The organism is Faecalibacterium faecis (assembly GCF_040096475.1).
GTDB lineage: Bacteria > Bacillota > Clostridia > Oscillospirales > Ruminococcaceae > Faecalibacterium > Faecalibacterium taiwanense.
This window is the reverse complement of sequence record NZ_JBBMEP010000014.1, coordinates 13,133-26,720: the sequence shown is the minus strand read 5'-3', so window position 1 is coordinate 26,720 and position 13,588 is coordinate 13,133. Positions and strand designations below refer to the sequence as shown.

15 protein-coding genes are annotated in these 13,588 nt (G+C 37.8%); all 15 read left to right on the top strand.

The features are described from left to right. The first annotated feature begins 2 nt into the window (after nucleotides 1-2). The 15 genes from WMO17_RS08610 to WMO17_RS08545 all read left to right on the top strand — a co-directional run bounded on the left by WMO17_RS08610 (nucleotide 3) and on the right by WMO17_RS08545 (nucleotide 13,578). Nucleotides 3-656: a D-sedoheptulose-7-phosphate isomerase gene (locus WMO17_RS08610; protein WP_349137892.1), complete on the top strand. Its 654-nt coding sequence runs from the start codon at nucleotides 3-5 to the stop codon at nucleotides 654-656. Between the two features lie 28 nt (nucleotides 657-684). Next, nucleotides 685-1,659 carry a DUF6625 family protein gene (locus tag WMO17_RS08605; protein ID WP_349137891.1) on the top strand — a complete coding sequence of 325 codons (975 nt, stop codon included), beginning with the start codon at nucleotides 685-687 and terminating at the stop codon, nucleotides 1,657-1,659. A 2-nt stretch (nucleotides 1,660-1,661) separates the two neighbouring features. Next, the gene (locus tag WMO17_RS08600) at nucleotides 1,662-2,756 is read left to right on the top strand and encodes a glycosyltransferase family 4 protein (RefSeq protein ID WP_349137890.1); all 1,095 of its coding nucleotides are present in this window, start codon (nucleotides 1,662-1,664) and stop codon (nucleotides 2,754-2,756) included. Then, nucleotides 2,756-3,112, top strand: a complete 357-nt coding sequence (locus WMO17_RS08595; protein ID WP_349137889.1) for a hypothetical protein — start codon at nucleotides 2,756-2,758, stop codon at nucleotides 3,110-3,112. Before WMO17_RS08600 ends, WMO17_RS08595 begins: the two co-directional genes overlap by 1 nt. An 88-nt stretch (nucleotides 3,113-3,200) precedes the next feature. Continuing rightward, the gene (locus WMO17_RS08590; RefSeq protein ID WP_349137888.1) at nucleotides 3,201-3,848 is read left to right on the top strand and encodes a glycosyltransferase family 4 protein; all 648 of its coding nucleotides are present in this window, start codon (nucleotides 3,201-3,203) and stop codon (nucleotides 3,846-3,848) included. After that, nucleotides 3,845-4,768, top strand: coding sequence for a glycosyltransferase (locus tag WMO17_RS08585; RefSeq protein ID WP_349137887.1), 924 nt, complete (start codon nucleotides 3,845-3,847; stop codon nucleotides 4,766-4,768). Before WMO17_RS08590 ends, WMO17_RS08585 begins: the two co-directional genes overlap by 4 nt. A 4-nt stretch (nucleotides 4,769-4,772) precedes the next feature. Further along, on the top strand, nucleotides 4,773-5,981 hold the full coding sequence (locus WMO17_RS08580; protein WP_349137886.1) for an O-antigen ligase family protein: 1,209 nt from the start codon (nucleotides 4,773-4,775) through the stop codon (nucleotides 5,979-5,981). Nucleotide 5,982: 1 nt separating this feature from the next. Beyond that, nucleotides 5,983-7,044: an acyltransferase family protein gene (locus WMO17_RS08575; RefSeq protein ID WP_349137885.1), complete on the top strand. Its 1,062-nt coding sequence runs from the start codon at nucleotides 5,983-5,985 to the stop codon at nucleotides 7,042-7,044. Nucleotides 7,045-7,053: 9 nt separating this feature from the next. Next, on the top strand, nucleotides 7,054-8,262 hold the full coding sequence (locus WMO17_RS08570; protein WP_349137884.1) for a glycosyltransferase: 1,209 nt from the start codon (nucleotides 7,054-7,056) through the stop codon (nucleotides 8,260-8,262). Nucleotides 8,263-8,266: 4 nt separating this feature from the next. Beyond that, nucleotides 8,267-9,715: a flippase gene (locus tag WMO17_RS08565; RefSeq protein ID WP_349137883.1), complete on the top strand. Its 1,449-nt coding sequence runs from the start codon at nucleotides 8,267-8,269 to the stop codon at nucleotides 9,713-9,715. Next, nucleotides 9,712-10,209 (top strand): acyltransferase family protein, encoded by a 498-nt coding sequence (locus WMO17_RS13165; RefSeq protein ID WP_353963381.1) that lies wholly within the window; start codon nucleotides 9,712-9,714, stop codon nucleotides 10,207-10,209. The genes WMO17_RS08565 and WMO17_RS13165 overlap by 4 nt, the downstream gene beginning before the upstream one ends. Further along, nucleotides 10,179-10,727, top strand: coding sequence for a hypothetical protein (locus WMO17_RS08560; protein ID WP_353963380.1), 549 nt, complete (start codon nucleotides 10,179-10,181; stop codon nucleotides 10,725-10,727). Before WMO17_RS13165 ends, WMO17_RS08560 begins: the two co-directional genes overlap by 31 nt. Nucleotides 10,728-10,942: 215 nt before the next feature. Continuing rightward, nucleotides 10,943-11,845: a sugar phosphate nucleotidyltransferase gene (locus WMO17_RS08555; RefSeq protein WP_349137881.1), complete on the top strand. Its 903-nt coding sequence runs from the start codon at nucleotides 10,943-10,945 to the stop codon at nucleotides 11,843-11,845. Nucleotides 11,846-11,851: 6 nt separating this feature from the next. Next, a complete protein-coding gene (locus WMO17_RS08550; protein WP_349137880.1) occupies nucleotides 11,852-12,463 on the top strand; it encodes a VanZ family protein in 612 nt (203 codons plus the stop codon). Between the two features lie 152 nt (nucleotides 12,464-12,615). Next, nucleotides 12,616-13,578 (top strand): hypothetical protein, encoded by a 963-nt coding sequence (locus WMO17_RS08545; RefSeq protein ID WP_349137879.1) that lies wholly within the window; start codon nucleotides 12,616-12,618, stop codon nucleotides 13,576-13,578. Nucleotides 13,579-13,588 lie beyond the last annotated feature (10 nt).

Genomic DNA, 13,588 nt, shown 5'->3' with positions numbered 1-13,588 from the left:
AAATGAGTGAGTTGGAAAAAAGATTGATGAAGCATATTGATTTATTAGTGGAACGTTACCCTTCACTTGAATCAGAAAAGAACAGTATTATCTCTGCATATCTGCTTTTGGAAGAGTGCTATGTAAATGGTGGAAAGCTGCTTGTGGCAGGTAATGGAGGTTCGGCTGCAGATGCAGAGCATATTGTTGGTGAACTAATGAAAGGCTTTAAAATGCCGAGAAAGCCCAGAGCTGATTTTGCGGAAAAGCTTATGGCAGAAAATCAGGAATTAGGAACTGTTCTTGCGGAAAATTTACAAGGTGCACTTCCCGCGATTGCGTTGGATGGACACCCAGCATTATCTACTGCATATATGAACGACTGCGAGCCGTTGCTTTGTTTTGCACAGCAGGTTAATGGTTACGGTAAAGCAGGGGATGTGTTTCTTGGCATTTCTACAAGTGGAAACAGTAAAAATGTTTTGTATGCGGCAACGACTGCCCATGCCAAAGGTATGAAGGTCATTGGTTTGACTGGTGCAAAGAGCAGCAAATTGGAACTGATGAGTGACGTTTGTATCAAAGTACCGCAGACAGAAACATATATGATTCAGGAACTTCATCTTCCAGTGTATCACTGCTTGTGCTTGATGCTGGAAGATAGATTCTTTGGGTAAGAAAAGTGATAGGAGGTAAAATAGGCTAATGTATAAAATTAGATTGATAAGCTGTTATTTTGGAGAACTAAAGTCGGAATTTTACCTCTGGCTAAATAGTTGTGGATATAATAAAACAATTGATTTCCTGTTTGTAACGGATCAGGAAATCATAGCAGATATTTGTCCGCCAAATGTAAAAATATTGCATACAACACTAAAATGCATTAAAGATGTAGCAGATAGAATTTTTAATTTTGATGTTGAATTGGGCACGCCGTATAAATTATGCGATTACAAAGTTGCGTACGGATTGATTTTTCAGGAAGAATTAAGGCAATATGATTTTTGGGGATACTGTGATTCGGATATGGTGTTGGGAAATATCCGGAAGTATATCACAGATGAAATTTTAGAAGGATACGATAAAATTCTACCGTTGGGACACCTGAGCATTTATAGGAATACAGATGAAATCAATAGGCGATTTATGGAATGTCCGGATATCATGGATTATCATGAAGTCTTTTCTTCGCCTAGAATTTTTCAATTTGATGAAACGCCTGGAATATATGCAATGTATAAAAAAAGAAGTTGGAGAATGCTGGAATATATTCCTTTTTTAGATATAGTATCAGGATACGATCAGCGATTAACAAAGTATGTGTACGCAAAACGCATGTATGGAGTTCAAGTTCAGAATCATACGCAGCAAATTTTTTGTTTTGCGAGAGGCGAAATTATAGAAAAATATCGAAATAAGAAAAATGCACTGTGCGAGCACAGGTATATTTACATTCATAGTTCAAAGAGACATTATCAGTGTCCATACAATGAGATTCCCAAGCAATATGTTTTTATGCCTGATAAAATTTGTGAAACAGATAATGTAGACGATATAGAAAGCCTTTCCGATTATAGTATAAAAACGAATTGTACAATAGAAAAAATGTTACTTCATATGCTAACAATGAGGGGCAAAGTGAACAATAAAATCAGATCGCTGGTCAGGGGAGGAAAATAAGAATGAACGTTTTACATATGCAGTTATCCGGTGGATTTGGTGGAATTGCTACGTTGAGCCGGGAAATTAGTAAGTATTCGCAGGATCAAAATGTTTTTGTCTTTTTGTTTGAAGGCGGCTGTGTGGCGGATGAAATGAAAGCAGAGGGAATACCTGTCTATGTCCTTAATGCTTCGCATAAATCAGATAGAAAGGCAAAGCAAGAGTACCTTGATATTTGTAGAAAACATAACATCGATGTTATAGTGTCACATACAGGATGTTTTATGGAGTTTCGAATTCTCCTATTCTTAAAGAAAAAAATTCCGACAGCAAAAATTTTCATGTATGAGCACTGTGACATGGTAGGCGCAATGGGTGTTGGCTGGAAGGGCATTGTCAATCGAATGCTTTACAGAAAGTGCTTTTCTATGGCACAAGGCGGAATTGCAATCTCAAAATATGTTAAAGGAACAGCATTGCAATTAACTCCAGGGGAGGACAGCAAGATTGAAGTTGTCTATAACGGAGTCGATTTGGACAAATTTCAGTATATCAAACGCGAAAGAAAGGATTATTTAAGAATCATATACGTTGGACGAATTGTCCCAGAAAAGGGCTGCGATCTTTTAATTCAAGCGATTTCGGATTTACCCCAAAATGTTAAAGTTAAAGTGTTTTTCGTGGGTGAAGGAACTGATATGCTAGAATGCAAAAGAATGGCCGCTGAGTTAGGAGTCCAAGACAAAATCTCATTTGAAGGAAAAAGTAATCGAGTAAGAGATTATCTGTATGCAGCAGATGTATTTGTCCATCCAGCAAGGTGTCCCGAAGGATTTGGAATTACACTTGTTGAAGCAATGGCGACGGGATTGCCTTGCATTGCGTTTGAAAAAGGCGCAATTCCAGAATTGATTACAAGTGGAAGAGAGGGCTTTCTTGAAAAAGATGTAGATGCTGGGAAACTTGCTGAAATGATTTCTCAGATGTATGAAAAGTTGTGTGATGGAAGTATAGAAGCAATGAGCAGAAATGCAGTGGAAAAAGCGCGGATATTTGACATTAAAGTTACAGCACATAAGTTGCACGAGTTATATGAGATGGAGGAGAGAATATAATGAAAGTATTGCAGATTTTGAATTACTCTGCACCCTATAGAGGAAATTTTATTGATTCGTTGGATATGATTGAAAATAATGATATTGCAGAGGTCGAAAACTTCTATTTATTTGCTGATGAAACAAAAACAAAGTCAGCCTCATGGATTGATAGTATCAATAAAGATAATAAGCATGTGTTTTACTTAGGAGAAGGCTTTTCTAACAATGTGAAGCGGATAAGAAAAGTTGTAAAGGATTGCAATATTGATGTTGTTCATATGCACTTTTGGGGAATAAGAATGCATACAGCAATCCTTACTTCTTTGTGGAATATGGGGGGGGGGAAGGCCGGTATTAATAAGACATTTTCATAACCATTCCGATTATAATGAGCATCCACTGAGGAAGATATATGGAAATATTTTTTATCGTAGTGCGACAATGATTGGATGCTCTGAATCTGTGACAAATTCAATAAAAAGAGATTTCCCCAAGATTGATGTCAGATGTGTTAATAATGCAATCAGTTTTAGTAGATTAGATGAGTATGAAGTAATAGGACTAGATCAGGGAATATCGGTAATGATGTTTGGAGCCGATTTTGAGAGGAAAGGTGTAGATATAACATATAAGGCAATCAATGATTTAGTTAACAAAGGGTATCAAATTAATTTGTACATTGTTTGTTCTATTAATGAGGATATATGCAAGGATAAATTGAAAAAGGTTGCAGGAACAAATATGCTACCGAAGTGGGTGCATTTTTTGCCGCCGCGGCAGGATATTGCAACGTATTATCGTGCAGTGGACATTTTTGTATCACCATCCAGAGAAGAAGGACTTGCCTATGCGATACCCGAGGCCGCCTATTGCGGGTGCAACGTGGTAGCAACGAAAATTGGTGGTCAATTATATTACGAAAAGATACCGGGAGTGATTTTTATTCCGGCCGAAGATCCAGAGGCATTAAGTAATGCGATTCTTTCTGTCGTAAAGAAGGAAAAGAATCGAGCACATGTCGAAGACTTTCTCGTAAAGGAATTTGGTTTAAAAAAATGGGCCAATGATGTGACTGAGATTTACCTTGAAAAAATGAAGGAGCGAAGATGAGCAAAGTTGCAGTTATAATCATAAACTATAATACATATCAAAAAACAAAAAAGTGTATAGATATTCTGCGCGAAAAAACAACGGTGGATTATCATATCTATTTGTTGGACAATGGTTCAAAAAATGAGTCCCTGCATGAACTAAAGAGATATTACGAAGAAGCTGAAGATGTTACACTAATTGCATCTGAGGAAAATCTTGGTTATGCACGAGGGAATAACAAGTTGCTACAACGAGCGATGCAAGATGAAAGTCAGTTTGCAGTCATTATGAATAACGACATATTCTTGATGAATAATGCAATTGACCTGATGATAGAGGATTTACAAAATGACAAAGACATCTCATTTGTAGGACCGCACATGGTCGGTACAAAAGGAGAAATACAACTTACAGCAAAACATAAGAGCCCAGATAGGTGGCAGTATTTGTGTCGCGAAACATTGATTGGGCGGATTTTTAAGAAAAATCAAGCAGAGTGGTTGAAGTGGCAGGAACAACAAGAGACAAAACAAGATGTTTATTGGCTATCGGGTGCAATATTTGCGGCGCGTATGAAGGACTTTGAAAAAATACATTTTTTTGACCCGTTTACTTTTTTGTATTACGAGGAATATATTATCGCAGAAAAATCGCAAAATGCACAGTTGAGGTTACAGTACGAACCTGATGCAAAGGTTTTGCATCAACATGGCGGTTCAACAAAGCCTGGGGTAAATCTTTTGACGCGGACAGAAAACTTTAAAAGTGAATTGTATTTTATGAGGAAATATAGACACTGGAAAAAATCGTACCAGGTGTTAGTTTTCGTGATTCGAGTATTGGAAACCTATATATTTTGGAGAAAAGATCCATCTTGTTGGAAGGCTTGGAAAAGCTATGTGAAATTTGGCGTGCAGGAACTAAGAAAGGAGCCATAACAAGATGAGAATAAGAAAAATTGATTTTATGGAGCTCCTTTTTCTATTGTTGGTTTTGACGGGAGAACACTTTTTTTATCTGGTGAATTTGCCAATCACAGAGATGGATTTGGCTGTTATTATTGCGGTTGTAATGTTTTTTGTGTATTTACTGTACTATAAAGGCGTTGGATTACCAAATACAGATAAGCCAACAAAAATACTTCTGACTGCAATTGCTTTGATGGTAGTATGTTCTGCAGTCCGTTCGCAGCAGAGTTATGGACAGAGCATCCTTATGGGACTGCGTCCGCAAAGATATTACCTTATTTTGCTGGCCTACTTCCCGATAAAAAATGTGATATTGAGCCGCAAAGGGGGATTTAAATGGGTGATAAATGTTATGCTGGGAGTTGGAATTGCTGCGGCAACGATTTACAGCATTCAATATTTAGTCTTTCCGTTTAAGTTTCTGATAGTGGACTATGACTATCGGTTTGGCCAAGTGCGGCTACGCTTTAATGAAGTGGGAACACTTTTTAGCATGTTTTATGCGTATTATAAGATAATCAAACGTCCTTGTTGGAAATGGGGATTTATATTTGCGATTCATCTGTTTTATTATATTGCTGTAATCAAAGGAAGATCGGGGATTATTGTTCTGGCATTGGTTCTGACGATTCTGTTGATTCTTTTCAATAGGCAAAAATGGAAAGCGGCTGTTTCTATTTTTGCGGTCGCTGTTGTGTTGCTTTATGCACCGATCCCCATAGTTGATCAATATTTAGAGGGATTTCGGGAAGGAATCGATTCTTATCAAAGTCAAACTGATGTTCGATACAAAGGACAGCAGTTTTATATACAAAGTGTTACAGAAGATATCCCTAGTATGATATTTGGTAAAGGATATGTGAACATTCAAAGTTCATCGGCTGTGAGAATCAGTAGGGCAAAAGATTTTTATATTGTTGATAATGGTTATTTTGGATTAGCGTATTTTTATGGCTTTTTTGGGGTCGCCTGTAATATTCTAATGTGTTTATATATTTCCATCAGTACATATAAGTTGCAAAGGAAATTGGATTTTGGAATCGAGTGTGGGGTTGGTATTGGTATATACTTGATTGCAGTATCCATACTCGTACCGTACATGTTATATTATTACACTTATTGTTTGTTGGCGGTAGAATTGGCACTGATTGACAAAATGAAGCAGCTCGAAAGAGGAATGTGATATGACACAGCTTTTGATTTATTTAGTAATCGGTGGACTTTCTTTGGCGGGTATAAGATACAGAAAGACACGATCGGTGGAAGCATGGTTTGAAAAGCAAAATACAGATCAGCTGCGAGGAATGTGTGCGTTGCTGATAATCGCCCACCATATAGCTACTCAGAAGTTCGCTGATGGATTTTTTCATCAGTTGGGTTACATCTCCGTGATTTCAGGATACCTATTGGTTGGATACTTTTTTTTGATATCAGGGTATGGATTGGAGTATGGGGAGACATATGCGGCAAAGCATAAGAAACACTCTTTGCTGCGGCGTGTCGTTACAATTTGCATTCCATATATAACGATTAGTTTGCTATATTGGATCTACGGTCAATATATGGCGGAACAGATTGCTTTTTTTGATATTGTGGCATCAACCCTAGAAGGGGATCCGATTGTTAAGTATTCTTGGTATTCTGCCGCAATTATTATCGTATATGTTTTCTTTGAAATTTCAAAAATGAATTCTTCAAGGAAATGTAATCTATATGTGATGACACTGCTGTTGGTGGGATATATAATGTTTGGGGTGTTTAGAAACTACTCTGTATATTGGTATAATGCTGTTCTTATTGTATTGGTAGGCATTTTGGTTGCAAGATATAAAGAGCAGATTTATTGTTGGATTAAACATTATGATAAAACCAGTGTGATTGTAAGCCTTATAGCCTTGGGAGCTGGTACGGTCTTACAGATAAAGTATGGAAACAGTGTAGGAGAAGTTGCTAAGGTGTTGATCCAGCAGGTTACGCTAATAGCAGCTGTCTATCTGATGATGATGGTGGATTACTTCTTTAGCCTGAACAGTATATTTTTGAAGTGGGTTGCAGCGTTCTCCTATGAAATATACTTGACACACGGGTTTGTAATGAGTGTGGTAAAGCACTTTTTGGCAGTTGATACCGCTGGGATTGCTTATGCAGGAACAGTAATTGCTATAACAATTTTACTTTCCTTTGCTGAACATTTACTAAATAAGAAAGTGATTCGGGCATTGAATCGTTTGATATTAGCCCAATGAGGATTTTATATGAAGATATTATTTATTTCGGCTTTTTTTCCTTATGAGAATGTGAGCCATGCAGGCGGTAAGACAGTATATTATTACCTAAATTCGTTTGCTAAGGATGATGAAGTAACTTTATTGACATTTGTTACAAAACAAGACTTTAACAAATTGGATCATACATATCCGTATCGTCTAGTACCGGCAAAGTACGGATATACGGTAAAAGACAAAGTGTTGAGGTTTATAATGAGTAAGGCTACGAAATATTGGCCGCTCCAGAAGTATTGTGGATTCTATAATACATACGATGAATTTCTATTAAAAAAGAAATTGGCTGAACTTGCGAGAGAAAAATATAAGCCGGATATCATTATTTTAGAATGGACACAGTGTGTACTGACAAGAGAGTTGGTTCACAACTATTTCCCTGACAGCAAAATTGTGGCATCTGAACATGACCTGAGTGTAGTTGGTTTTCAACGTAAGGTAGAAGCTGCAGAAAAAGGCTTCACGGCTAAAAAGTTAGAAGATTTAAAGAGGTTGGAATTGGGAGCGCTTGCTCAATGCGATATGACATTTTTTCACAGCAGAGAAGATTTAAAACGTGCAAAAAATATGATGCCGCAGTGTAAAGATAAGTTTTCTTCGATTGTTCCATACTATGATGACTACAGTACAGTTAAATGGAAACCAACGACAAAGAATATTGTGTTTTTTGGCGCATTGAATCGTGTTGAAAACGTAAAAAGCGCACTTTGGTTCTATGAAAATGTATTTTGTAAATTAAAAGATACGTCGTGGAACCTTGTTTTGCTCGGATCACATCCAGACGAAAAACTGGTTTTCCTAAGTCAACAAGACGAAAGAGTAATAGTTACAGGATTTGTAAAGGATATAAGACCCTGGTTGCAAAATTGTGCATGCATGATTGCACCTCTGGTTATGGGAGCTGGAATAAAGGTTAAGGTCTTAGAAGCACTTAGTGCGGGTGTACCGCTTCTTACAAATGAAATAGGAATGGAAGGAATCAATGCTGAAAATGAAAAAGAATATTTTCATTGCCAGACAGCAGAAGATTATATTCGTGTATTAGATGCCTTCTTTGATAGTGCAGATAAGCTGACCACCATGTCGATTGCAGAGAAGAAATTTGTAAAAAGTAATTTTGATAAAGAGATATCATATGAAAGGTATCGAGATTCTCTCTTACATATAGCAGGGAAAAAATAAAATAATGAAAGAAAAATCGTTGAAATTAAATATGGCATTAAATGCTGTAAAAAGTCTGATGGGAATCGTTTTTCCGCTGATTTCGTTTCCTTATGTTGCAAAAACATTAAGTGTGACAGACTTGGGTCAGTACAATTTCGCAAGTTCAGTTATCGGATATTTTGCACTCTTCGCACAACTTGGAATATCTAGCTATGCTGTTAGAGAAGGAGCGGGAATAAGAGACAATCAAGAAAAACTAAAGAAATTCTGTGGAGAAATCCTGTCAATCAACATGCTCGTCACTGCGATTGTATATGTTGTTTTCTTTATGTGTCTGCTTACGGTGCCTAAATTCCATGGATACACGGCGCTGTTGCTTACATTTAGCGTTCAAATTATTTTTACAACGATCGGTACGGAATGGATTTTTGGAATTTATGAGGACTATCTTTTCTTAACAATTCGTAGCATAGTAGTTCAGATGTTGTCTATTGTGCTTTTATTCGTTTTTGTGAGAAAACAAGGTGACGTTATTCCATATGCAGTCGTTACAGTTACGGCAAATGTTGGTGCGAATGTTGTTAACTGTGTCTGCGCTCAAAAAAAGATTCGATTTGGTTTAAGAAAGTCACTAAATCTAAGACATCATCTGAAGCCAATTCTGATTATTTTTTCGACAGCATTAGCGTGCACAATATATGTGAATTCGGACGTTACAGTGTTGGGATTCATCTGTTCCGATTATAATGTCGGTCTGTATAGCGTTTCTACTAAAATATATACCGTTTTAAAGACGGTGGCAACATCCACTTTAATGGTAGCTATTCCGAGGCTTTCTTATTATATTGCTAACAATATGCAGAGTGAATATAATAAACAGCTAAAAACAATATTACAAACTGTTATTGTTTTGATTGCTCCGGTAACGGTTGGCGTTATTATGCTTAGAAGAGAAGTGATATTGCTTTTGGCAGATGAGTCGTACATGGGAGCAATAGAATCACTTGTAATTTTGTGCGCAGCATTACCGGTCTGTGTGTTGGCAACCTTTGTTGGACAGTGCATATTGATGCCATTTAAGGATGAAAAAATCATTTTTAAGGCTACAATGATTAGTGCAGCAGTTAATCTAATTCTAAATCTTATACTAATTCCTTTTTTTGCGCAAAATGCGGCTGCCTTTACGACATTGCTTGCGGAAGGAACTGCGCTAATAATTCAGGCTTATTATGCACGAAAATATGTGAAATTGTCAGGAATTTTCAAGACAATCCGAAATACGGCTTTAGGTAGTATAGCAATTGTGATTTGTTGTGTTTTGTTGAGTGGAGTTCACTTGTTTGCTGTGCGAATTTTAGCGGACATTGTTATATCAGCAATAACATATTTGGTGATTTTGATGCTGCTAAAAGAGGAAGGAATAGTGTTTTTATTACGCTGGACAAGGCAAAGAAAGAGTGAAGAAAAATGACGGGATCGAACCGGATCGAAGAAGTGGATATATCAAAAGGAATAGGAATGGTTCTGGTTATTACGGGACATTTGTGTGTAAGTGCCTCGTTGCGGAATTTTATTTATTCATTCCACATGCCGTTGTTCTTTATCTTGTCTGGTATTGTTTATAATATTGCTAGAACGAGAGCTCGTAAAGCTATCCAGATTAAAAAGATCTTGACTAAATACATTGAGTGGTCTGGAATATACTTGGTGTTTGACTATATCGTGAGATATAGTGTTGAAGGAACGCGAACGAAACATGAGTTGTGGAATGAAGTTGTATATACAATTTCATTTTATGGTGTATCCGTATTATGGTTTTTGAGCGCACTTACTATTGGCTTGGCTTTTGTTTTGCTCATTGGCCAAAAAAGCGAGAAATTTTATTTGCTGTGTGGGGGGGGGGCGCTTATTTCATCGGAGCAGTTTGTTCAAAGTTGGTGTTGCTCTCTGAATTTAAAGGCGTAATTGTTTTTGCAGCGGTTGTAAGAGGCATTGTAGCTTTTTCTTGGATTTCTCTTGGTATTGGTCTTCAGAAAGTATTCTTAAAAATAGTTCATGAGGATAGAAAATCAGTGGTTAAACTAGCCTTGATGTGGGGTGTGATTTTTATTGTATCAAATGAGGCGAAGCCGATAGAGTATTCTGGTCTTGAATTGGGAACACCGATTATATCTTTTGTATTAGGTATTATGGGCAGTATAGCCACACTATACCTTGCAAAGCTTCTAAGCAAAATCGAAATTCTGAAGCATTTTCTAATTGTTTTTGGTCGAAATTCGATTTTTATAATGGCAACACATCAATATTTGCATATCAATAAATTTGTAGAAATATGTGTTGGATTTTTAATAAAAACGCAAACGATAAGGATGGTTTGCGAAGTAATTTTTCTTTGCGCGATAGAATATATACTTTGTGATTGCATACAAAGACTCCGCAGAATACAAGGCACTTTGTGCCAGCCCCCTGGTACTAAAATGTAAATACAAAATGAACGAAATTTGACCCAAAAGCCGAATACTGTCGAATTATTGCCTGTGCTTGGCAAAATAAAACCGTGTGGATTTCCACACGGTAGCTGCTCGGATAATCACACACCGCTACGAGGTGAGCAGCAGGCAACGATCTATGATTGGCAGAGATGTGAAGAATGAAAACTATGGTAGAATCAATTTGATAGAAAAAGTGAGAAATAACAATGAAAACAACATTACTTATCATGGCTGCTGGTATCGGTAGCCGCTTCGGAACAGGAATCAAGCAGTTGGAGCCGGTGGATGATGCTGGACATATCATCATGGATTACTCAATCCATGATGCGATAGAGGCTGGTTTCAACCATGTAGTATTTATCATCCGTAAGGATATCGAGAAAGAATTCAAAGAGGTCATCGGTGACCGTATTTCCTCTATTTGTGCTGCTCATAATGTAACTGTGGACTATGCTTTCCAGGATATTAACGATATCCCGGGAACTCTGCCGGAAGGCCGGACAAAGCCGTGGGGGACTGGACAGGCCGTCCTTGCAGCGAAAAATGTGATTGATACTCCGTTCATTGTGATCAATGCAGATGATTACTATGGCAAAGAAGGTTTCAAAGCCGTACATGAATATCTGGTGAATGGTGGAAAGTCCTGCATGGCAGGCTTTGTGCTGAAGAACACGCTGTCTGATAATGGCGGTGTGACCCGTGGCATCTGCAAGATGGATGATCAGAACAATTTGACTGAGGTTGTGGAAACCAAGAACATTGTAAAGACCGCAACTGGAGCAGAAGCAGACGGCGTGGCTGTGGATGTAAATTCTCTGGTTTCTATGAACATGTGGGGATTGACTCCGGAGTTTCTGGATGTACTGGAGGAAGGCTTCAAAGAGTTCTTTGAGAAAGAAGTGCCGGGCAATCCGCTGAAAGCAGAGTATCTGATCCCTATCTTCATCGGCGAACTGCTGGAGCAGGGAAAGATGTCAGTGAAGGTTCTGAAAACCAATGATACATGGTATGGTATGACCTACCATGAAGATGTCGCAGCAGTAAAGGGCGGTTTCAAGGAGATGCTGGAGAACGGCGTGTATAAGGCTGATTTGTTCAGTGATCTATAAACGACGATGAAAGAAACTATTGATTTATTCGGGAAGATCCTCACAAACACCCTGACTGCGCTATATGAGCCGTTTGGCTTTTCGCTTCTTCTTTCCTTTTTGGCCATGTTTTTCTATCTGTATGCGTATGAGCCTACCGCAGCAGGCAAAGGATGGAAGAACGCCATAGTGACTTGGTATCAGAAATTTAAAGAGAGCGTGTTCTTTCGGAAGATGTTCTTACTGGTTTTCGTGACATCGATGATCTTGTTCCGAACGCTGCTGAATCGGAACCTGTGGCTAAATCCTTTGTCAAATGTCATGGGTGGCTGGGGCATCTGGGAGACCGTGAACGGCGAGCAGAAACTTACAACTGAGTGCATTGAGAACGTGATCATGATGGTGCCGTTCACCAGCATGGTTATATGGACATTTCAAGAGAAAGTGGGCAGTAGCTGGAAGAAGATACTGTGGTATAGCGGAAAGATAGCGTTCATTTTTTCGATAAGCATTGAGGTGCTACAGCTGTTTTTAAGGCTCGGTACATTCCAACTGTCTGATTTGTTCTATAATACAGTCGGTGGAATGATTGGCGGTTTAATGTACTACAGAATTACGAAGGCAAAAAAGCATCTGTAAAAGAATAGAATTATGTGGAATATTGGGAGCGTTAGCTCCCGATGTTGCTCGGATAATCACACACCTCTTCGTGGTGAGCAGCAGGCAACGATCTATGATCGGCAGAGATGTGATAACGAATAAATGTAGAAAAACAAATAGGTGCTATCATTATGGACGATATTTTGAAACTTGCAAAGGATTATTCGAAAGAACGTCATTTAGACCTTCTGCCGCGTTGTAATAATAATATTTTGGACAAACTTGATTATATATATGATGAAAACTGGGAAAATCAAGGCGTACCTTATCCATACGAAATATTAACGTATCTGTTTGATAGCTATTATGTTTTACCTGAGAGACCGGATTTGGCAGCGTTGTTTTGTTGGCAGGCAATTAATCATTCGTATTACGTTCAGCAATTAAGCGATAACAATGTTGGTTTTTGTCAGGACACAAAGGGTATTGAACTTATTCGTGATGCGATTTTAGGTGACTGGAATAATAAATATAAAGCAATTTTAGAGCCTTTCTTGAAAAGAATGCCAGATAAAACATTTCACTATGTAGCATCGTATATGCTTAAAGGGTATGCAATGGAAAAGAAAGGCATAGCAGAAAAATATAGGGCTAGTTCGTATAAAACGTTAAAACGAAAAATTCCATCGCTATTAGATATTTTGGATAATGCGTATGGAAAGTCATACTGTAAGATTTCCAATCCGACGCTTGTTAATAATGAAGTAGATCTCGGAATTACCAATGCAAACAAAGGAAAGAGTCGAGCCATAACACATAGTTTTGGAACAAAATTAAAAGCACTCATGCTAGGAGAAGAAGTTGAGATTACATTCTGTGATGTGCAGGGAACAAAGAAAACATACAAATTCACAGAAGTAGAAAGGATGTCGTTCGTTCTTTTTGGTATTCTCTATGCTTCTCGTTGCAATAATTTCCATGGTAATGTTGCGGCTCGAATGAACAGCATCAATGCAAACAAAGATACATTTAAAATGTATACGGATATGTTTTTGACAGAGTATATTATTTTGGCAATCCATCTGAATAGCCAAGGTGCTTTATCGGATGTGGTACTGAATAAGGTTAAGAAAAATGCCAATTTGATGATATGATAGATATTGC